This is a genomic window from Arthrobacter sp. PvP023, from assembly GCF_017832975.1.
Classification (GTDB): domain Bacteria; phylum Actinomycetota; class Actinomycetes; order Actinomycetales; family Micrococcaceae; genus Arthrobacter.
Map to the genome: position 1 here is coordinate 1,546,912 of NZ_JAFIBI010000001.1, position 21,903 is coordinate 1,568,814.

Below are 21,903 nucleotides of genomic sequence, written 5' to 3' on the forward strand. Positions count from 1 at the left end.
ATTAGACGTTAGACGTTTGATGTCTGCAAAGATGTGGCAAACATCTCCGGCAGACTCAAACGGTGCGCCGGCAAGCGTGCCCCCGACGACACGGCAGCAACATAGCCCGGCGGAGCGGTCACGGGCCGGACCTCCAGGCCGTGGATCTCAGGCTGCCCGGGGCAGACTGCTGTCCGCAAACCGGTTCGGCGGGAGCCGTGGGTCCCGCCGTTGAATGCAAGCGCCACGGATGACGGCTCCACGGCCAGGCCGACACCCGCGGCCTTGAGTACGGCTTCCTTCGCCACCCATAGCAGCATCCGGTCCGTCACGCTCGCCGAGCGCAGCAGGGCCCGTTCGGACGGCGCAGCAGTGAAGTCATCGAAACCGTCGAAGACCTGTTCCGGCAAGCGTTCGATGTCGGCTCCCAGAATGCTCCCCTCAGGACCGGCCGCCACCATCACGGCGCCATGGCTGCGTGAGAGGCTGAGGCAAACGCCCGGGACTGACGGCTTGCCGTGGTCCGTCCCGCCGCAGCCGCCGCAGCGCCGGGCTATAGGGAGAGCGGGGGCTTCCCGGGGGCTCAAACCCAGCGACCAGGCCGCCAGCAGGCGGAATAGCGCATGAGACGCTTGGTAATCCGTCTGGTCTTCCGTCCGCCGGAAACGCCGGGACGCGGCTATTTCGCCTGGACTAAGGAACACCTGGAGACCTCCGAAGGGGCCACAGGCGGAGGCGGCCTCAGCCGATGCAACGGCGAGGAAGGTGACGCTGTCGGCAGGCCCGCCGTCGTGCGCGTTCACCGTGTCCTGACCAGTCACCGCTTGCTGATGCGGCGGTACTGCCCGATGGCCAGCGGCGCAAAGACCCCGATGATGGCCAGGCTGCAGAGGACCGAGTAGAGCACGGCGTTCTCCGCCGGCCACCCGGTGGCCACGCCGAATCCGGCCGGTGCCGTGTTGCCGAAGAGTTCACGGGCGGCCGTGGCTACGGCCGTCACGGGATTCCACTCTGCAATCAACCGCAGCGGGCCGGGCAGAGACGTGACGGACACGAAGGCGCCGGAGACGAATGTGACGGGGAAGAGCCACACCAGGCCCAGGCTTTGGGCTACCTCCACGCTCCTCGCGGTGAGGGCAATGACTGCCCCGATCCAGGACACAGCGAACGCGAAAAGCAGCAGGATGGCCAGTGCCGCCAGGGCCGGCCCCGGGCCGGTGGTGATCCGCCAGCCGATCGCCAGTCCGCAGAGCAGGGTGACCACCACCGACAGGACACTGGTGGATAGGTCCGAGGTGGTGCGCCCCAGGATCACCGCCACCCGGGACATTGGAAGGGACCGGAACCGATCGATCAGTCCCAGTTGCAGGTCCTTGGCGAGGTAGACGGCCGTGAAGGATGCATTGAAGGTGAGCGTCTGCGCCAGGATGCCGCCGATCAGGAAGCTGCGGTACTGGTCCCCGCCCAGGGCACCGCCGAACACAAAGCCCAGCAGGAGGACGAACATGACGGGCTGCACGATGCCTGTGACCAGCGCGCCGGGGGTACGCAAGACGTTGATGAGATTGCGGCGGGCAATGACGGAACTGTCCCGTGCCGCGGCGGTAATTGCGCTCATGCGGAAACCTCCAACTTCCCGGGTGAAGCGTTCCGGGTTGAGTGCTGGCCGGTCAGCTGCAGGAACACGTCGTCCAAGCTGGGGCGGCGCAACGACGCTTCCTCGACCACGAGCGATGCTGCATCGAGTTCGGAAAGGACTTGGACCAGCAAGCGGTGGCCGCCGGGAGCAGCCACGGAAACGGAGCGGTTCTGCGGATCAAGGTCCGGACCGGCGTCCGGACCGGCGGCGCGGGCCATTACCGCGACGGCCGCGGGCAGGTCCGCGGCATGGCGCATGACGACGTCGATGCGTTCCGCGCCGGCGCCCTGCTTTAGTTCCGTCGCCGTTCCCTCCGCGATGACGCGGCCGTGGTTGATGACGGCAATGTGGTCGGCAAGCCGGTCCGCTTCCTCCAGGTACTGGGTGGTCAGCAGGACGGTGGTGCCGTCCGCCACGAGGCTGGACACGACGTCCCAGGTATCGAGCCTGCCGCGCGGGTCCAGCCCGGTGGTGGGCTCATCAAGCACCACCACCTTGGGCCTGGCCACGATTGCACCGGCGAGGTCCAGGCGCCGCCGCATGCCGCCGGAGAACGTTCCGGAGCGCTTTCCGGCCACGTCGGTGAGCCTGAAACTGGCGAGCAGTTCGTGGGCCCTGGCCGAGGCATTACGGCGGTTCATGCCGTAGAGGCGCCCCACCATGTGCAGGTTTTCGTAAGCTGTGAGCTTTTCATCAACGGCGGCGTACTGGCCGGACAGGCCCAGGCTCCGGCGAACCAGGTCAGGATGGGTCAGCACCGAATGGCCTGCCACACGCGCGTCCCCGGCGTCCGGCGCCAGCAGGGTGGTGAGGACTTTGACCGTGGTTGTCTTACCGGAGCCGTTGGGTCCGAGCAGCCCCAGGACAGTCCCTTCGCCTGCCGTCAGGGTGAGGCCGTCCAGTGCCTTGAAGCTACCGAAGCTCTTGCTGACGTTCTCGACGCGGATCAATGCGACGCGGCGAGCTCGGCGACTTTTCGCGGAGCCATGTCGGTCCAGCTCCGGGAAACGTAGTCCAGGCATGCTTCGCGGCTGTCAGGCCCGAACATGGTGACCCACCCCTGCGGTACGGTCGCGAACGTCGGCCAGAGGGAGTGCTGCTGGTACTCGTTGACGAGCACTGAGAACATGGCGGATTTATCATCGAATGGGTTCGTCACGTTGAACTTTCTGGTCGGTTCTGGCGTTCGGAAGGCCTCTCTCGTGGATCGGAGGCATCACTGGTTATTCGGTGGAGACGTCCAGCCGGATTGCTATTTCGGGCACAATCACACTGAGAGCCGCGTCACTTAGCATCTGCGAGTGGCGCTCTTCCACGGCCACATCGGTGACGGCCCCGGTGATGAAGGGCTGCCAGGCATCGGTCCCCGGAGTCCCCTCCGGGACGTCCAGGGTGGCCCGGAAGAACAGCAGGTCGCCGTTGAAAACTTCGGGTTCCTGGCCGCGGATCAGGCGCGCGAGGTCCGGGAAGTTCTCCACCATGGCGTTCACCGAATCCAGCGGAACGTTTCCCAGCGGATTGTGGTTCTCCCGGAGTATCTCCAGTGCCCGCACTCCGTCGAGGTTTGCGGCCTCCAACGGCGTCAGCTCGAAGCCCTGCGCCGCGAGGTAGCTTGCCCACAGGGCAGGTCCGGTCCCGACGTCCGCATTATGTTCCTGGTTGCCGGGGAAGGCATCGAGGATGGCGAGGAAGGCCACCTCCTGGCCCAGTGCTTGAAGCCTGGTGGCCACCCGGTGGACCAAATGTCCGCCGAAGGACCACCCCATCAGGTGGTATGGGCCTTCGGGCTGGACTGACCTCAGCCGGGCAATGTAGTCGTCCGCGAGTTCCGTCAGGGTGGAAGCAGCCACACGATGGGTCCGGCCCGGCTCCATTCCCGGCATCTGCAGCCCGATGAGGGGCCGTTCAGGGTCCAGCCGGCCCAGCATGGAGGCGTATCCCCAGCCAATGCCCGAAGCAGGGTGCACGGCGAAGAGCGGCGGCTTGGAGCCGGCAGTGCGCAGCGGCAACAGCTGCTTCAGGCTGTCCGCCGTGCTCTCCTCCCCGCCTTGCGCGGCTTCACGGAGCAGGCCCTCAACCGTCGGGGAGCGGAACAGCGACTGCACCTGGAGCGATGTCCCCAGCGCGGCGTTGACCTTGGCGATCAGCGGCTGGGCCAGGAAGGAATGCCCGCCCAGTTCGAAGAACGACTCGTCCACTCCGGCGCGGTCCAGGGACAGCACCTCGGCGAAGATCCGCGCCACCGTTTTTTCCTTCGGATTCCGCGGCGCCTTTCCTCCGCTGCGTTCGGGCCGGCCCGGGTCCGGCAGCGCGGACGCGTCCACCTTGCCGTGCTGGGTCAGCGGGATTTTGTCGAGGACGACGACGGCGGACGGCACCATGTAATCGGGCAGGAGCCCGCGAACGTGCGTTCTGACGACGTCGGAGAGCTCAGCCTCGGCCTGGGCCGAACTGTTCGCGGGGACGACGTACGCGACGAGGCGGGTGCCGGAGTCGTTCACCGCTGCGCGAACCACCGCCTCCTGAACGCCTTCGGCGCTGCGCACCGCACGCTCCACTTCACCCGGTTCCACCCGGAAGCCGCGGATCTTCAGCTGGTCGTCGTTGCGGCCGGCAAACACCAGCCTGCCGTCGGCATGCCGGTACACCACGTCGCCGGTGCGGTACATGCGTTCGCCGCGGCCGGCGAAGGGGTCGGCCACGAATCGTTCGGATGTCAGGTCCGGCCGGCCCCGGTAGCCCCGGGCCAGCTGGGGGCCGGCGACGTAGAGTTCGCCCGCCGCGCCGGCCGCGACATGCTGCAACCTGGCGTCGAGGACGTACAGCCGGGTGGCCGCCGTCGGCTGTCCGAGCACAGGCGCGGATGTGTCGCCCACCCTGGCAAGCACCGTGTCCACCGTGGCCTCGGTGGGGCCGTAGAGGTTCCACGCCTCAAGGCCCGGGTGCGCGGAAACGGTGCCCCACAGCCCGGCGTCGAACGCCTCTCCGCCCAGGGCGAGGCGGAACGGATCCGCAGCGGCAGCGCGCGCGTCCAGGAGCGCGGTGAAAGCGGGCTCGCCGAGCAGCTGGCGAAGGTAGCCGGGGGTGCTCTCCCAGACGGAGATTCCGTGCTCGGCGAAGTAGGCGGCGAGCCGCTCGGAATCCCGGCGCGTTGCGTCGTCGATCAGGTGCAGCTCGTGGCCGTCTACCATCCAGAGGATCGGATCCCAGGATGCGTCGAAGCCCACCCCGGTGGTGTGGGCCACGCGCCGCGGGCCACCGGTGTCTGCCAGCAACGTGTCCCGGTGCGATGCAAGAAGCGACGCGAGGGCGCCATGGCTGACTTCGACACCCTTTGGCCGGCCCGTGGAGCCTGACGTGAACATCACGTATGCCATGTCGCGGGGGCCGGGCCGGGCAAACACGGCGGCTGACGGTTCGTTGTCGGGTCCCGGGCCGGGTCCTTTGGCAGCCTGCGGGGCGCCTGCGAGCTCCTCCAGCAGGACCAGCCGCGGACCGGCCCCGGGGAGTGACGCAATGATCTGCCGGACCCGCCCTGCCACGGCCCTGGTGGTGACGATCACCGGGGGAGCCGCGTCCTCGAAGATGGCGGCCACGCGGTCGTCCGGATATTCCGTGTCGATGGGGTTGTAGGCGGCGCCCGCGGCCATGACGCCGAACATGCTTTCAACAGTGCCCGGGGAGCGGGGGAGCATCACGGAAACCACATCCCCGCTGCCGACGCCCCCGGCCGTCAGGGCAGCGGCGATCCGTGAAGCGGAGGCGGCCAGCTCCGCAAACGTCAGGGTCTTCCCGTCCGCAGACACCGCGGTGGCGGCGGGCGTTGCAGCCACCGTCTGTGCCAGGGCGGACAAGATGCCTTCCGCCTGCTTGCCGGCGGTGACGGCGGGATTGGCGGTGGACGTCATCAGGGCGCGGGCCTCATGGTCCTCAAGCAGGGGCAGCAGCGACAAGGGCGTGTCGGGGGACGCGGCGGCGAGCCCGATGAACCGGCCGAAGCTGTGCACCATTCGCCGGACCGTCGCCTCGTCGAACATGGCAGCGTTGTAATCGAGGGTGCCGGCCAGGCCGTCTCCGGCGTCCGGCCTGAAGGTGAAGGAGAGATCGAACTTGGCCTCGGCTGAGGCCGTCTCCGGCACGGGCGTGACCACGACGCCGGGCAGCTGCGGAACCGCCGGTGCCTCGCTGTCCACGGTGAGCATTGTCTGGAACAGCGGATGGCGGCCCAGTTCGCGGTCCGGATTGACGGCCTCAACGAGCCGCTCGAAGGGTACGTCGTTGTCGAACGCAGCCAGGATGCTTTCCCGGGAGCGCGAGACCATGCTCCGCAGGCTCGGGTCTCCGTCCGCACCGACGCGCAGCGGCAGGGTGTTGACGAAGAAGCCCACCAGATCGTTCAGCGCCGGATCTGTCCGCCCCGCCGTGGGGGAACCAATGACCAGATCGTCACCGCAGCCCGTGCGGTGCAGGAAGGCGGCCAGGCCGGCGTGCAGGGCCATAAACTGGCTCGCATTGACCGACGCCGCCAAGCTGTTGAGCCCGTCCACGGCCGCGGGTTGCAGCCGGAATGACAGCTGGCCTCCAGGCTGGCGCGCTTCGCGGGGACGCCGGCGGTCCGCCGGGAGCATAAGTTCCGCCGGAATGCCGGCCAGCGTGCGCCGCCAGTGCTCCACCTTGGGTGCCATGGCGGATGCTCCGAAACTGGCGTCCGGGCCGGCGGCAGCTCCTCGGTCCAGCTGCTGCCGCTGCCAGGCGCTGAAGTCCGCGTACTGCAGCGGCAGTGGAGCCAGCGGCGGACCGGAATGTCCGGCAAGGGCGGACTGGTAGGCAACCGACAGGTCCCGGACCAGCGGCGCCAAGGACGCGCCATCGCTTGCAATATGGTGCATCACCAGGTGGAGGACCCATTCGCCTGTTCCGGCCCCGCCGGCGCCGGCGGATCCGGTTCGGATCAGCCGTGTCCGCAGCGGAAGCTCGGACCGGACGTCGAAGCCACGTTCGGCGTCCTGCCGCAGCAGGGCCGTGACCCCGGCCTCGGAGTCCGAGTCGGTGATTTCAAGCCGCCCAACGGCCCGCGGATCGGTATCCGGTTCAAGGATCAGCTGCTCCGGCACGCCTTCCGTGGCGGGGTAGAGGGTCCGCAATATCTCGTGCCGGCTGAACAGCATGCTGACAGCAGCAGCCAGGGCCCGTTCGTCCAGCTCCCCGCCCAGGCGCACGGCGAGGGAAATGTTGTAGTCGGAGGATCCCGGATCCAGCTGGTTGAGGAACCACATGCGCTGCTGGGCAAAAGAAAGGACCAGCCGCTCAGGCCGGACCGCGGACCCGCTGTCCAGCCACTCCGCCAGTGGTTGCAAGTCTCCTTCGTGGACGGCGGGTGGGACGCCGTCAGTAGCCGTGACCGGACGCGTTGTAACCGGACCGGCCGCCATGCCGCTCTGCTGGCGGATGGCTGCCAGCAGCCCCCCGGGGGTGGGCCGGTCGAAGAGGGTCCGCAGCGGCAGTTCAGTGCCGAAGGCCTCACGGATCCGGCCCATGATGGTGATGGCCAGCAAGGAGTGCCCGCCGAGCACGAAGAAGTCGTCGCCCATCGTCACGTTGTCGGCACCCAGCACTTCGCCAAAGATTCCGCACATGGTGCGCTCGTCCGCCGTCGCCGGTGCGGCACCCTGTCCGGTACCCGTGTCCGACGCCGGCGCAGGCAGCGCCTTCCGGTCCAGTTTGCCATGGGCCGTGAGCGGGATGGCGGGCACGTTCATGAACACGGCGGGCACCATGTAGTCCGGCAGTTTTTCACTGGCCACGCTGCGCAATTCCGCCGGGCTGGCCGCACCCGTGTAATAGGCAACCACGCGATGGGCGGGATCACCGTCGGCCACGGCCACGGCCCGGGCCACGTCCGGGTGGGACGCCACGGCTGCCTCGATTTCGCCCAGTTCGATCCTGAAGCCTCGGACTTTGACCTGATCGTCGGTGCGGGACAGGAATTCCAGCGACCCGTCCGCGGCTCTCCGGACCAGATCGCCGGTGCGGTACATCCGGCTGCCGTCGGCAGCGAAGGGGTTGGCCACGAATCGCGCGGCGGTCTCGCCGGGGCGCTGATTGTAGCCGCGTGCCATGCCGGGCCCCGCGAGGTACAGCTCGCCTGGCACGCCGGCCGGAACCGGGGCCAGGAACTGGTCCAGCACATAGGCGTCGGTGTTGCCGATGCCGCGGCCGATAGTGGGTGTTGCGCCGGTGATGCGGGCCGTCGCGGAGTCCACCGTGAATTCGGTGGGGCCGTAGAAGTTGTACGCCTCCACGCCCGCTGTGGAGGCCAGCTGCTGCCATAGTTCCGGGCTGACTGCTTCACCGCCCAGGGCAAGAAGCAGGGGGTGTGCCTGCGGCGTATCCAGCAGGCCGCATTGCAGCAGCTGGGCTGCGTAGGAGGGAGTCGTTTCCAGTACGTCGATTCCGTGGGAAACGCAGTACCGGGCGAGGGCTTCGGCATCGCTGCGGATGTGGTCGCCCACCACATGCAGCTCGGCGCCGGCGATCATCCAGAGCATCGGATCCCACGCGGCGTCGAAGCCGAGCCCGGCGATGTGGGCCACCGCCACCGGTTCTGCACCGGCCGCCGCCAGCCGCGGGGCAAACAGAGTCCGGTGGTGGTGGCTGAAGAGGTTGGCAAGGGCGCTGTGCGCCACGGCAACCCCCTTGGGCCGGCCGGTGGAACCGGAGGTGTAGAGCACGTAGGCGAGATCATCGGCGTCGGGGTACCGCCCGGCCAGCGTGGCATCCGGGACTCCCGCGCCGGCCTGCAGGAGGGCGTCGACGTCGAGAATCCGGGGACCTTCCGCGCCTTTGCCGTGAAACTCAGCGGCGTGGTCCCCGGCAGCAGCAATGATGACGGCGGGGCCGCCGTCTTCGAGGATGATGCGGATCCGTGCAGCCGGATAGGAGAGATCGACGGGGAGATACACCGCGCCGGCGGCCAGTACGGCCAGAGCGGCAGCAACGACGTCGGACGATCGCGGCAGGGCCACCGCCACCCGGTCTCCGGGCTCCACGCCGGACGCCACCAGGCCCTTGGCCAGTGACTTCACCCGTGAGTGCAGCTGGCTGAACGTGGCAGCCGGTCCGCAGCCGTCCGTGAGGGCCGGCGCGTCCGGTGTCCGTTCAAGGGTGTCCTGGAAGGCGTCCAGGACCGTATTCCACGGGGAGGCTGCCTGGACGCCGCGACTCTGCTCCATCACGCGTGCTAGCTGGCCGGGTGACTGGACCTGCAATCGGTCCAAGGTGATGCCGGGATTAGCGGCGAACTGCTCCGCAACCGCCCGGAAACCGGCCGCAAGCTGTTCGGCAGTGGCCCGGGCGAACAGCGCCGGGTTGTACGCGAGGGCACCCCGGATGCCGCCGTCGTGCGCTTCCTCAGCAAGGTCCAGCAGAAGGTCGAACTTCGCCCCGCCCGGCTCGTGGCTGGCGTCTGCGCTGGCCTCGAGGCCGTCCATGGACAACCCCGCAGGCGCATTGTTCTGCAGCGTGAGCATCACCTGGAACAGCGGGTGCCGGTGCTGGGATCTGGCGGGGTTGAGTTCTTCCACCACGCGTTCAAACGGTGCGTCCTGGTTGGCGTACGCGTGCAGGTTGGTGTACCTGACGCTTTCCACCAGCTCCGCCGCCGTGGGGTTCCCGGACGTGGTGGTCCGCAGCACCAGCGTGTTCACGAAGAAGCCCACGAGTTCGTTGAGCTGCGTGTCCGTCCGTCCGGCAACGGGGGTGCCCAGGGGAATGTCCTCGCCGGCGCCTGCCTTGGTGAGCAGTGCTGCCAGCGCTGCCTGCAGCACCATGAACAGGCTGGCATTGTGTTCCCGGGCCACCTGGTTGAGCCGGTTTGCTGTTTCGGCTGACAGCGCTAGCGGAACCGACGAAGCCGGTTCGCCCGCGGGCTGCGCGCCGCGGGCGAAGTCGAAGGGAAGCCGGAGTTCCTCCGGTGCGCCTTTGAGCTCCCTTGCCCAGAATTCCAGCTGCCGGGAGATGGGGCTGTCCGGGTCTTCTTCGCTGCCAAGTTCGTCGCGCTGCCAGAGCGTGTAGTCGGCATACTGGACCGGGAGCGGCGGGAGCAGGGCGCCGTGACCGGACACATGGCCGTTGTAGGCCACGGAGAGGCTTCGCGCCAATGGCGCCAGGGACCAGCCATCCGCGGCGATGTGGTGGAGCGTAATAGCCAGCACGTGATGGTCCGGGGCCAGCTGGAAGAGGACCGCCCGGATGGGCAGCTCCCGGGCCACGTCGAAGCCACGGCGGGTTTCGGCCGCCACGGCGTCGGCGAGTGCCCCGGCGGTGCACTGGACACCCAGCAGGTCCACTGGCCGCTCGCCGGCGGGAAGGACCTGCTGGACGGGTTCGCCGTCGGCAAGGGGGAAGAGCGTTCGGAGGGTTTCATGCTGGGCCGCAACATCGTTGATTGCCCGGTGGAGCGCGGAGACCTCCAGCCGGCCCTTCAGGTCGAGGACAACCGGGATGTTGTAGGCGCCCGACTCGGGATCGAAGCGGTTCAAGAACCACAGCCGGCGCTGGGCAAAGGACAGCGGCATTGCTGCGGGACGTTCCGTTGGCGTGAGCGGGTGGGCGTTGGCTGCTGCCAGTTCCAGCGTCTCCGCCAGTGAAGTGACCGTGGGATGCTCAAACACCGTGCGCAGCGCCGGCGCCACGCCGGCGGTATCACGCAGGTGGGCCACGAGCCTGGTGGCCAGCAAGGAGTGGCCGCCGAGTTCAAAGAAGTCGTCATCCAGCCCGACGGCGTCGAGTCCCAGAACTTCCTTGAAGGCGTCCGCCACGAGCCGTTCGCGTTCGTTGCGGGGCGAGCTGACGGCTGTTTCCCGGGCCGCGGCCGGCAGGGCGCGGGTGTCCAGTTTGCCGTTGGGGGTCAGCGGTATGGCAGTGATCTGCACGATGGAGGCGGGCACCATGTAATCGGGAAGCTGCCTGCGGACCTGGCGCCGAAGTTCCGCCACGTCCAGTTCATCCTCCAGCCCGCCGGCCGGCGTGACGAAGCCCAGCAGTTGGTCGTAGCCCGCCCGGTTCTTGGACACAGTGACCGCAGCCTGATCAACGCCGGCCAGGCCGCGCAGGGCTTCCTCGATTTCGGCGAGCTCGATCCGGAATCCCCGGATCTTCACCTGCGCATCCATGCGGCCCCTAAACTCAAGGGTTCCGTCAGGGAGCCGCCGGACGACGTCGCCGGTGCGGTACATCCGGGAGCCGTCCGGCACGAAGGGGTCGGCCACGAAGCGTTCGGCGCTCAGGCCCGGCTGGTCAACGTAGCCGCGTGCCAGGTTGATGCCTGCCACATACAGCTCGCCGATGGCGTTCACGGGCACCGGGTTCAGGCCAGAGTCCAGGATGTAGTGGCGGCTGTTGGCCACAGAATCACCCAAAGTGGGTTCGGTGCCGGGTTCCATGACCGCGGTGAGTGAGTCCACGGTGGTCTCGGTGGGGCCGTAGAAGTTGTAGGCCACCACGCCGTTCTTTTCCGCCAGCGTGCTCCACAGCGACGCGTCCACGGCTTCGCCGCCAAGGGCCACCACCGTCGGGTGGGTCCCCTGGTCGAAGAGGCCGCCGGAAAGCAGCACCTTGGCGAAGGACGGGGTGGTTTCGATCGAGTCGATGCCGGTGGCCGACAGGTACCGGCTGAGGTCCTCCGGGTCGCGGCGGGTGAGGTTGTCCACCACATGGAGTTCATGGCCTGCGATGAGCCACAGGATGGGGTCCCACGAGGCGTCGAAGGACAAACCGGCGGTGTGCGAAACCTTCAGTTTCCGGCCGAGCCGCTGCTCCGCCGGCGCAAAGATGTTGTCCCGGTGGGAGGTGTAAAGGTTCAGGAGCGCAAGATGTCCCACGCCGACGCCCTTTGGCCGCCCGGTGGAGCCCGAAGTGAAGATGACGTAGGCAAGGTCGTGCTGCCCGGCCGAGGGTTCCGGCGCCGACGGGTCTTTGCCGTCGAGGCAAGACACCATCAGGGCCGAGTCCAGGACGGTGACCGGAACGCTGGTCTCCGGCTCTTCATGGCTCGCGGCGCTTCCCGTGAAGGCGGCCGAGGTCAGCAGGCGGACCGGCGATGCGTCCTCCAGCATCCCCTCAACACGTCCCGCGGGATAGTCGGGGTCCAGGGGGAGGTAGGCCGCGCCGGATTTGAGGACCGCAAGGAGCGCGACCGGAAGGAGCACGCTGCGGTCCAGCCGCACGGCCACGGTTTTGCCGGGGCCGGCCCCGTGCCCTTTCAGGAACCTGGCCAGCTGGTTGGAGCGACGCTCCAGCTCAGCGAAGGTCAGCTCGCCGTCGGGAGCCACGACGGCGGTCCGGTCTCCGGAGTGCCGGGCGTTGAGCTGGAACTCTTCCACGATCGTATGGCCTGGGAGGGCGGCGTCCCCGGCATCGCCGGCCGCGAGGAGCAAGCGCTCCTCCTCGGCGGTGGTGACCGGCATCGACGCCATGGTCGCGTGGGGCCGGGTGGCCACGGCCCCGAGTATCCGAACGAAGCGGTCGAGGTGCTGTTCCAGCTGCGCCGCGGTGTAGAGCTCGGCATTGGCCTCGAACTGTACCGTCACTCCGCCTCCCGGGCCGAGGCCGTGAACGATGATGGAGAGGTCGTCGATGGGGCCGGTGGAGAGGATGTTCATGGTTCCGCGGGCGGGGCCAAAGGAAATGGCATCCAATGCCGGAAGAATGTTCACCGACGGGCCAACATAGCCTGACTGTGCCGCAAGGTTCTCGTAGCGGAACCGCTGGTGGATGAGTGCCCCGCGCAGTTTGGCGCCCATGGCGGTGATGGTTTCTCCGACGCTGGCGCCGGGCGCGATGCCCATCCGGATCGGAACGATGTTGGACAGCATGGACGGCGTGGATTTCGCCAGCTTGCCGCGCCGTGCGGTCACCGGCAGTGCCAGGGACACATCGCGCTCGCCGGTGATGCGGTGCACGTAGAGCGAGGCTGCGGTGAGTACCAGTGCCGGTGCCGAGGCAGCGGCAGCCTCCACCGCCGCAGCGGTTTCCCGGGGGAGGGCCCTGACGGCGCGAATCAGCGAGCGTGCGGTTCCTTGGGGCTGGCCGGCCAGGCCCGCCGGGGCGGCAGCGCCACGCAACTGCTCTTCCCAGTAGCTGCGGTCGCCGTCGGCATCGGGGGAGCCGGCATACCCGTTCTCCGTGTCCACTAGCTCAGACAAAGACCCGAAGATGGCGGGGGCGGTAGCCTCGCTGTCCCGACCGAGGAGGCTGTTGTACAGCTCTGCCACCCGCTTGAGGACCAGCACCGCGGAGTATCCGTCCAGCAGCAGGTGGTGGACACGCTGGTAGAAGAAGTGCTTGGTCTCCGAGAGTGTGATGAGTTCCGTGTGCAGCAGTTCGTCGGCCGCAACGTCCCTCGGCATGGCAAGGTCAGAGTCCATAAGTTCCCGGGCGGCGCTCTCGCCGAGGTTGCCGCCGGACCGGTTGCCGCCGTCGTTCGTCCCGCTCAAGTCGGTGACCACCAGGCCGGAACGGTTGGAGCGCGGATACTGGAAGGGGCCGGAAGAGTCCTCGCCGAATGCCACGTTGAGGGCGTCGGTTTCACTGACCGCGCACGCTACCGCCCTGGCCAGGACGTCCGCCTCCAACGGCCCGTCGATTTCGACGAACTGGCCGATCTGGTACATCGGATTCTGCGGCGCGAGTTTCTGCGCGTACCAGATGCCGCGCTGCGCCGCCGTCAGGTCCAGCCTTCCTTCAGCAGCGGATGACCGGGCATTCAAGGAGTTCGGGTTCATGTTCCTTCTCGGTGTCTCGAGGGGCCGCGCGACCGAATCAGGGCACGCCGATAGGACCCCGGCTGTGAGCACAGGCAGGGGGATTTTCAGGAGGGGTGGTGGAACGGGGTAAGGATGGCCGGGGGGCAGGCCGGCAGTCGGGCCGCCCTACCCCCGCGTCAGGGGAAGGCTACTGGAACTGCCCGAATTGGAACGGGCCGGTCTGGCCGAACTGGAAGGGACTCGTCTCGCCGGTCTCCACGAGCGGACCGTCAACCAGCGGACCGTTGATGAGGGTGCCCTCGACGAGAGGGCCGTCGATCAGCGCGGCCTGGGCCGGCATGGCAGTGAAGGTGAAGGCCGCAATGGCAAGGGCCGATCCTGCGGCGATCCGGGTTGAAGTCCTGAGGTTCTTGTTCACGTGTCATCTCCAGTTAGATAGCTGTCCAGTTTCCACGCGCCAAAAGGCGCCATGAAGCAATTCGGATCTGAACGGCCCCCGGATGGGGGCGTGCCGTCTGTCGAAAGTTTCCGACTTCCGCCTAGTGGCCAAACACCCACTGTGGTTGATGTGACTGAAGTGCACAGTGTTCACAAATATGCCTTATGGCCTTACCATTCGAATGTCGGTGCAGGGCTTGGGGGTCCACGCCACCACTGGCAGTTCTGGGGGAGTCCTTCCGCAGAGTCAACCGTTAGTCTTGCCGGGAGTGGCCAATGCCTATTATCACCTCACACTTCAAACGCGCCGCTGGCGTCGTGGCCGCAGTCTCCGTCCTATGCGTCTCCGGGCTTCCTGCAGCGATAGCCACTACTGAGCCTGCGGTGCCTGCTCCGGCGGCCACTACTGAGCCTGCGGTGCCTGCTCCGGCGGCCACTACTGAGCCTGCGGTGCCTGCTCCGGCGGCCACAACTGAGCCTGCGGTGCCTACTGCGGAGGCCACCACGGCGCCTGCGCCAGCAGAGTCAGTGCCCCACAGAACATTCGTCCGCCAATCTGCTGGAGTTGGTGCCCGTGCCGCGGACATCAAGGTCACGCTGGTCACTGCTAAGACGCGCGATAAATCAGTTGCCGATGTTGCATCCGTCGATGTCACTAAGGCAAAGGCGGCTGTTACTTCGGCAGGGGACTATTGGCGCACGATTAGCGACGGTAAGTTGACCATCAGCCTCGCGAGCCTGAGACTGGGATTCGTCACCAGCGCCAGCTCAGCCGACAACTTCGACGTTATTTTGGAGACCATCACCAGGGAGTTGGGCTGGAAGGCCGACCCGGGCCAGGCCCTGGTCGTATTCATCCCGCGCTCGGACGTCGTCGTTTATTCCGTCGGAGGAAACCTGGGCGCAGGCTGGTCCTCCGGCGCCACCACAGGACGCATCGTGATGCCGCTGACCAGTGGCTTCACGTCGCCGGTGCTGGCGCACGAGTTCGGCCATGTCTTCGGCTTGCAGCACGCCAACTCCCTCGACTGTTCCAGTGGACGTGCGGACACCGCCGTGACCGCCTGGGCTGTAGGCAATGGTGAGTGCTACGCACGCGAGTATGGCGACGGAACAGACTTGATGGGAGTCTCCCAGTTTGCCCAGCCATATCTTAACGCGGCCCTCTACGACTATGGATCATTTGGCAGTGGCGATGAGATCCGCGATCTTGGTACTCTGCAGGGCAGCCAAACCGTCACGCTCCTGCCCTGGGCCAGCAACGCGGCTGCCCGGGCCGTCAAATTCAAGGATCCTGGCAGCGGGGAGATCTACTACATCCAGCTTCGGCTTCCTGTCGGCTACGACTCCGCGACTGCAGTCAACGGCAACAAGGGCATCCAGATCCTCAAGGCGGGACCCGAACCAGGATCCTCGCTGCTTCTGCCGCCGAGCACGCTCGCATTCAGCGGGTGGTATGGCTCCAACCTGGCCTGGCAACGCGGCGGAGTATTTACCACCTATTCAGGCGTTCAGATCCGCGTCAACGACATCACTTCCACCTCGGCGTCTGTGACTATTGATTCAGTTTCGCCGGCCATAGTGAGCCAACTCGATGCGGCCGCCGCGCGGAACAGCCTCGGGAGTCCTCTCCGGGCAGCGGCTCTCGGACTGGCCAACAACGGTGCATACCGCGACTACCAGCGTGGAACTGCCGTCTGGTCGGCGGCGAGCGGTGCGTACGAGTCCACTGGGGCCATCCGGAACACCTGGCTGTGGTCAGGAATGGAACGCGGCCCTCTGGGGTACCCAGTCACCGATGAAAAAGGCGGCCTCGTGTCGGGTGGCGCCTACCAGATGTACCAAGGGGGTGCCATTGTGTGGTCGCCGTCTACCGGCGCGCATACATCGCGGGGCGCCATTCGGGTCGCATGGGGCGGCGTGGGCTATGAATCAGGCTCGCTGGGATACCCGACAGCCAGCGAAGTGGGCGGACTGAAGGATGGCGGGTCCAACCAGGACTTCCAGCGTGGATCGATTGTCTGGTCCCCCGCCACCGGCGCAAGAATATCTACCGGCGCGATCCGCAGCACATGGGTGTGGAGCGGACTCCAGAACGGCGCCCTTGGGTACCCGTATACGAACGAGATCAAGGGTCTCCGTGACGGCGGCGCATACCAGATGTTTGAGGGCGGCGGCATCGTCTGGTCTCCTGCGACGGGCGCACATGTGTCCAAAGGCGGCATCCGGAATGCTTGGGCAAGTTTGGGTTTTGAGAACGGCCCGCTCGGCTACCCGACCTCCAGTGAATATTCCGGCCCGGGTGGAACAGTCATCCAGAACTTTCAGGGGGGCCGCATCGTCTGGAGCCCCGGTAGCGGGGTTCAGGTGATCAGCTAGCCGGGCGGCTCCCGGCGGGACCGGCGCTTCCTACCGCTGCTGGCGATGGTTCAGCCGCTGGACCGCGAGGGCCAGCCAGAGCTGCACCCGGTCCTGGGTCTGGGCGGGGTCGTAGCCGGTCAGTTCGGTGATCTGGGCCAGCCGGTACCGGACGGTGTTGCGGTGCAGAGTCAGCGCTTCGGCCACGGCGGCCACCGAGCCGTTGTTGTTCAGGTAGCTCTCCAGCGTGGTCATCAGCTCGGCTCCGTGCAGGGCGTCGAAGTTCCGAAGCGGGTTGAGGGACTCGTTCGCCATGTCCGCCAGCGGCACATCTTCGCTGGCCAGGAGCAGCGACGTCAGGCTGAGCCGTTCGGGCTCGTTGACGGGCAGGCCGTGGCTCGCCGCATCCCGGGCCTCGAAGTAGCTCCAGCGCAGCCCGTTGGGTTTGGTGTAGGCGCCGCCGATGCCGATCGTGGCATGGATGCCCGCCTCGGCAAGATGGTCGCTGAGGCTCCTGGCGAGCGCGCTGGCGCCGCTGCCGTCGTCCGTAACAACAACCACCAGGTCCTTCCCGACGACGGCAGTCACCCCGTGCTCCAGCGGCCGGGGCATCGAGGAACTCACCAGCTGCTTGGGGTGGGCTGCGGACTCGGCCAGCAGGACAACGTTCTTCCGGGTGCTGTTGACGCCGATGCCGGCGAGCCGCCGGGACGCCTCGCTGGCCTCCAACGTCCCGTGGATCACGTCCTCCAGGACCTGCCCTGACAGTGCCCGCTGCGCCTGCCGTTGCTTGACCATGTTGTTCAGTTCCACGCTGATCAGGTTCTGCGCGTACCCCACGATGCCGGTGTCCTCGAAAGGCTGCCGGACCCAAAGGGTGCACGCGTCGCGCCGGCCGGTGGGGATGGGATAGGACGCCCACGTGTCCGCCGTGGGCGCGGGGTTGCCGGGCACGCTGTTGTAGAGCTGCGCCGTGAACTGGGTCAGCACAATGTCCGTGCGCAGCATGGAGCCCAGGTTCTTGAGGAGCTCGGCCAGGCCGCCGCCGGTGAGCAGGGCGCGGGCCAGGATCTGATGGCCCGCAATGAGCCGTTCCAGCTTGGCGTAGTGGTCCGCCGACTGGGCGTCCGCCACCAGCTTGGTGATCGCGATGAAGGGCGTCTCGTAGGGGACCTCCACGACGGGAAGGCCCCAGCGGTTGGCCTCGGCGATCAGTGCCGGCGGAACGGCCTCGTGCGTCAGCCCGACCCCGAAGCCGATCCCCACCGCGCCCGCCCGCTGCACCTGCCGCACGAAGCGGCGCTGCTCCGGGGCGGACTTCAGCCGCATGCCCGTGGTGAGTACCAGCTCGCCGCCGTTGAGGAAACGCTGCGGGTCCTCCTGCTCCGTGACGGCAACCCACTGGATGTCCTGGTGCCACGTGGTCTCGGCGAGGCCTGATTTCACGAGCTGGAGCGACTGGACGCCCAGCAGGGCGGCGAGGGAAATTGCCATGGAATCAGGATAGCCGCGTGCTGGGCAACCGCACTAAAGGATTCCGGGGATGGTGTGCAGGTGGCTATTCCCTGCCTACCCGCCCTGGCATAGGCTCATGAGCAGTCGCAATACTGCGCCGGTTGCAGAACCGGTTCCAGAAACCCGCATGAAAGAGGTTGAACACCGTGGTCCAAACCTTGCAGAACTTCATCAACGGCGAGTTCGTCACGCCCGCCGGCACCGGACTGCTGGACATCGTGAACCCCGCCAACGGTGAGGTGGTGGCGAAGTCGCCCATCTCGGTGCAGGCCGACGTCGACGCCGCCATGACGGCAGCCAGCGAGGCGTTCAAGTCCTGGAAGCACGTCACCCCGGGTCAGCGCCAGCTGATGCTCCTCAAGCTTGCCGACGCCGTCGAGGCCAACAGCGACGAACTCGTTGAAGCCCAGCACCGCAACACCGGCCAGGTCCGCAGCCTCATCGCCTCCGAGGAAGTCGCCGCCGGGGCGGACCAGCTCCGGTTCTTCGCCGGCGCCGCCCGGATCATGGAGGGCAAGTCCGCCGGCGAGTACTTCGAAGGCCACACCTCCTACGTGCGCCGCGAACCCATCGGCGTCGTGGCCCAGGTTGCCCCCTGGAACTATCCGTTCCTGATGGCCATCTGGAAGATCGGCCCCGCGCTCGCCGCCGGCAACACCGTGGTGCTCAAGCCCTCGGACACCACGCCGGAATCCACCCTGGTCCTGGCACGCCTGGCAGGCGAGATCTTCCCGGCAGGCGTCCTGAACGTCATCCTCGGCACCGGCGAAACCGGCGCCATGATGGTGGAGCACAAGGTCCCCGGCCTCGTTTCCATCACCGGATCCGTCCGTGCGGGCATCGCAGTGGCTTCGGGAGCGGCCAAGGGCCTCAAGCGGGCGCACCTGGAGCTCGGCGGCAAAGCCCCGGCCATCGTCTTCAAGGATGCCGACATCAAGAAGAGTGCAGCGGCCATCGCCGAGTTCGCCTTCTTCAACGCGGGCCAGGACTGCACGGCCATCACCCGGGTGCTGGTCGAGGACTCAGTCCACGACGACGTCGTGGCAGCCATGGTGGAACACACCAAGACCCTGCACACCGGCTCGCAGAACGACGAAGACAACTACTTCGGCCCGCTGAACAACGTGAACCACTTCAACGCCGTGACGTCTGTGGTGGAGCACTTGCCGGAGAACTGCAAGATTGTCACCGGCGGCCACCGCGCGGGGGAGAAGGGCTTCTTCTTCGAACCCACCATCATCACCGGGGCCAAGCAGACCGATGACGTCGTCCAGAAAGAAACCTTCGGGCCCGTCATCACCGTCCAGAAGTTCAGCACCGAGGCGGAAGCCGTGGAGCTGGCCAACGACGTCGACTACGCCCTGGCCTCCAGCGTCTGGACCACCGACCACGGCACGGCCATGCGCGTCAGCCGCGACCTCGACTTCGGCGCGGTGTGGATCAACACCCACATCCTCCTGACCGCTGAGATGCCGCACGGCGGCTTCAAGCAGTCCGGCTACGGCAAGGACCTCTCCATGTACGGCGTCGAGGACTACACGCGCATCAAGCACGTGATGAGCGCACTCGACGCGTAGAACAGCCGCATAACGCTACCCACGATTTTCCAGAAAGGCATCCCCATGACTGCAACCGCCCATGACATCACCTACCGTCTCGAGCAGAAGCGCCGCGTCCAGGCGGACTTCCCGGGCCCCAAGTCCGTCGCGCTGACCGAGCGCCGCAAAGCCGTCGTGGCTGCCGGCGTCGCCTCCAGCGTCCCCGTCTTTGTCTCCGACGCCGACGGCGGGATCATCCACGACGTCGACGGCAACTCCTTCATCGACCTCGGCTCCGGCATCGCCGTGACGAGCGTCGGTGCGTCCGATCCCGCCGTCGTCGGCGCCGTGAAGGAAGCGGTGGAGCACTTCACCCACACCTGCTTCATGGTCACCCCGTACGAAGGCTACGTAGCCGTCGCCGAACAGCTGAACCGGCTCACCCCGGGCGACCACGAAAAGCGCACGGTGCTGTTCAACTCCGGCGCCGAAGCGGTGGAAAACGCCGTCAAGGTGGCGCGCCTGGCCACCGGCCGCGACGCAGTCGTCGCCTTTGACCACGCCTACCACGGCCGCACCAACCTGACCATGGCACTCACCGCCAAGGCCATGCCGTACAAGACCAACTTCGGCCCGTTCGCGCCCGAGGTCTACCGCATGCCCATGAGCTACCCCTTCCGCGAGGAAAACCCGGCGATCACCGGTCCCGAGGCCGCCAAGCGCGCCATCACCGCGATCGAGAAGCAGATCGGCGGCGAGCAGGTTGCCGCGATCATCATCGAGCCGATCCAGGGCGAGGGCGGCTTCATCGTCCCGGCCGACGGCTTCCTTCCGGCACTGGCTGCCTGGGCCAAGGAGAAGGGCATCGTCTTCATCGCGGACGAGGTCCAGTCCGGCTTCTGCCGCACCGGCGAATGGTTCGCCGTCAACCACGAGGGTGTTGTTCCGGACATCATCACCATGGCCAAGGGCATCGCCGGCGGCATGCCGCTGTCCGCGATCACCGGCCGCGCCGACCTGCTCGACGCCGTCCACCCGGGCGGCCTCGGCGGCACCTACGGCGGCAACCCCGTTGCCTGCGCCGCGGCACTGGCGTCCATCGGCTCCATGGAGGAGTACGACCTCAACGCCCGCGCCAAGCACATTGAAGAACTGGCCACCGGCCGGCTCCGCGCACTGCAGGGTGAAGTGTCCGTCATCGGCGACATCCGCGGCCGCGGCGCCATGCTGGCCATCGAGCTCGTGCAGGCCGGCTCCAAGGAACCGAACCCGGAACTGACCAAGGCCGTTGCCGCTGCCTGCCTCAAGGAGGGCGTCATCATCCTCACCTGCGGCACGTACGGCAACGTCATCCGGCTGCTGCCTCCGCTGGTCATCGGCGATGAGCTGCTGCTGGACGGCCTCGAGGTGCTGGCCGCCGCCATCAAGGCACACGCCTAACCACGGCCACGCCCCACCAAGACCCGGGACCCCACCAGGGCCCAACCACTGGGACTCCACCCGGGTGCCTGATCCGGGCACCCGGGCGCCAACCGAAGAGCCGCGGACCGACCGTCCGCGGCTCTTCTGTTTGTGCCGCCGGTGCGGGTGTCCGGGGTTTCTTTTCGGGCCGAATGTCACCTCTGATTTACGCCTGTGTGGGCTAGAGTCAGCAGTACCACTGCAGGAACGCAGACCGGCCGACGTCGCCCGGGAACCCCGAGCGCGGCTGGATTCTGCCCCAGACCCAAAAAGGGGTTCACCCATGCGATACGTAGTTGGCTACACACCAAACGAGCGCGGCGCCGATGCAGTTGCCCTGGCGTCCGCATTGGCCAAGGCACAGGGCGCCCAGCTCGACCTCGTCTATGTGGTGGACAAGGGCCTGCACGTTGCGCACGAGGTGGCGAGCGGCCACGACCTCGCCCGTGAGCAGGCCGTGCAGGACGCGCAGCGCGAAGGGCTAGGACTGGTCCCGGAGGACGTGCCCGTCGAGTTCCACGTACGCCATGCTGAGTCGTTCGCCGCGGGACTGATCGAGGCCGCCGTCGATATCGAAGCCGGGCTCATCGTGGTGGGTGCGGCAAGCAACGGGCTATTCAAACGCCATACCGTGGGCAGCGTGGCGAACGCCCTCCTGCACGCCTCGCCGGTGCCGGTGGCGCTGGCTCCGCGCGGTTACCGCCGCAAGGAGGCAATATCGCGGCTGACCCTCGCCGTCGGACAGCGGGCCGGGGCGGATGCCGCGATCGACGTCGCCATCGGATCCGCAGAGCGCCGTGGCGTTCCGCTGCGCATGGTCTCCCTGGTGGAGCTGGACGCCGAAGGGGACCCGGGAGAAGTGGTCAACGCGGCTCACATCCACGCCAACACCGTGCTCACCGAAGCCTCGCGCAGGCTCCCCGAAGGACACAGGGTCACGGTGGAGGTGGCCCACGGCCGCACCATCGAGGAGTGCATCGACGACCTCGACTGGGATGACGGGGAGATCCTGATCGTGGGGTCCTCCCGCCTGGCCGAACGGAACAAGCTGTTCATCGGCAGTACGGCCAACAAGGTCCTCCGGGCGCTCCCGGTGCCCATGGTGGTCATTCCGCGCGAGTACGAGCGGGTGGACACTGCCATGGCGCCCTGACCGCAAGCTGCTGGAGCGCGAACGGGCAGATAACGCCCCCTAAAAAGCCGAAAACAG

General features: G+C 67.2%; 11 protein-coding genes. 4 read left to right on the plus strand and 7 right to left on the minus strand.

Annotation, left to right across the window (positions count from 1 at the left end):
- Positions 1 to 8 precede the first annotated feature (8 nt).
- The 6 genes from JOE31_RS21820 to JOE31_RS07160 form a co-directional block, all read right to left on the minus strand.
- The gene (locus JOE31_RS21820) at positions 9 to 800 is read right to left on the minus strand and encodes a 4'-phosphopantetheinyl transferase superfamily protein (protein ID WP_209742909.1); all 792 of its coding nucleotides are present in this window, start codon (positions 798 to 800) and stop codon (positions 9 to 11) included.
- Entirely contained in the window at positions 797 to 1,597 is an 801-nt protein-coding gene (locus JOE31_RS07140) for an ABC transporter permease (protein WP_011692931.1), read from the minus strand. The genes JOE31_RS21820 and JOE31_RS07140 overlap by 4 nt, the downstream gene beginning before the upstream one ends.
- Complete coding sequence (locus tag JOE31_RS07145; RefSeq protein WP_209742912.1) at positions 1,594 to 2,568, minus strand: ATP-binding cassette domain-containing protein; 975 nt, start codon at positions 2,566 to 2,568, stop codon at positions 1,594 to 1,596. The genes JOE31_RS07140 and JOE31_RS07145 overlap by 4 nt, the downstream gene beginning before the upstream one ends.
- Positions 2,565 to 2,777, minus strand: a complete 213-nt coding sequence (locus JOE31_RS07150) for an MbtH family protein (protein ID WP_011692929.1) — start codon at positions 2,775 to 2,777, stop codon at positions 2,565 to 2,567. The genes JOE31_RS07145 and JOE31_RS07150 overlap by 4 nt, the downstream gene beginning before the upstream one ends.
- 64 nt (positions 2,778 to 2,841) lie before the next feature.
- Positions 2,842 to 13,401 carry a non-ribosomal peptide synthetase gene (locus JOE31_RS07155; RefSeq protein WP_209742914.1) on the minus strand — a complete coding sequence of 3,520 codons (10,560 nt, stop codon included), beginning with the start codon at positions 13,399 to 13,401 and terminating at the stop codon, positions 2,842 to 2,844.
- A gap of 169 nt (positions 13,402 to 13,570) precedes the next feature.
- Positions 13,571 to 13,801, minus strand: coding sequence for a hypothetical protein (locus JOE31_RS07160; RefSeq protein WP_209742916.1), 231 nt, complete (start codon positions 13,799 to 13,801; stop codon positions 13,571 to 13,573).
- A 737-nt stretch (positions 13,802 to 14,538) separates the two neighbouring features.
- Between JOE31_RS07160 and JOE31_RS07165 the strand changes: the two genes are divergently transcribed.
- Positions 14,539 to 16,200, plus strand: a complete 1,662-nt coding sequence (locus JOE31_RS07165; RefSeq protein WP_209742918.1) for a M43 family zinc metalloprotease — start codon at positions 14,539 to 14,541, stop codon at positions 16,198 to 16,200.
- Between the two features lie 30 nt (positions 16,201 to 16,230).
- On the opposite strand, the gene JOE31_RS07170 is transcribed toward JOE31_RS07165, so the two are convergent.
- Complete coding sequence (locus tag JOE31_RS07170; protein WP_011692926.1) at positions 16,231 to 17,673, minus strand: PucR family transcriptional regulator; 1,443 nt, start codon at positions 17,671 to 17,673, stop codon at positions 16,231 to 16,233.
- 167 nt (positions 17,674 to 17,840) lie between these two features.
- Between JOE31_RS07170 and JOE31_RS07175 the strand changes: the two genes are divergently transcribed.
- The 3 genes from JOE31_RS07175 to JOE31_RS07185 all read left to right on the plus strand — a co-directional run bounded on the left by JOE31_RS07175 (position 17,841) and on the right by JOE31_RS07185 (position 21,846).
- Positions 17,841 to 19,271, plus strand: coding sequence for a gamma-aminobutyraldehyde dehydrogenase (locus JOE31_RS07175; protein ID WP_209742920.1), 1,431 nt, complete (start codon positions 17,841 to 17,843; stop codon positions 19,269 to 19,271).
- A 45-nt stretch (positions 19,272 to 19,316) separates the two neighbouring features.
- Entirely contained in the window at positions 19,317 to 20,672 is a 1,356-nt protein-coding gene (gene gabT, locus JOE31_RS07180) for a 4-aminobutyrate--2-oxoglutarate transaminase (RefSeq protein WP_209742922.1), read from the plus strand.
- Positions 20,673 to 20,976: 304 nt separating this feature from the next.
- Complete coding sequence (locus JOE31_RS07185) at positions 20,977 to 21,846, plus strand: universal stress protein (RefSeq protein WP_209742924.1); 870 nt, start codon at positions 20,977 to 20,979, stop codon at positions 21,844 to 21,846.
- The last annotated feature ends 57 nt before the right edge of the window (positions 21,847 to 21,903 follow it).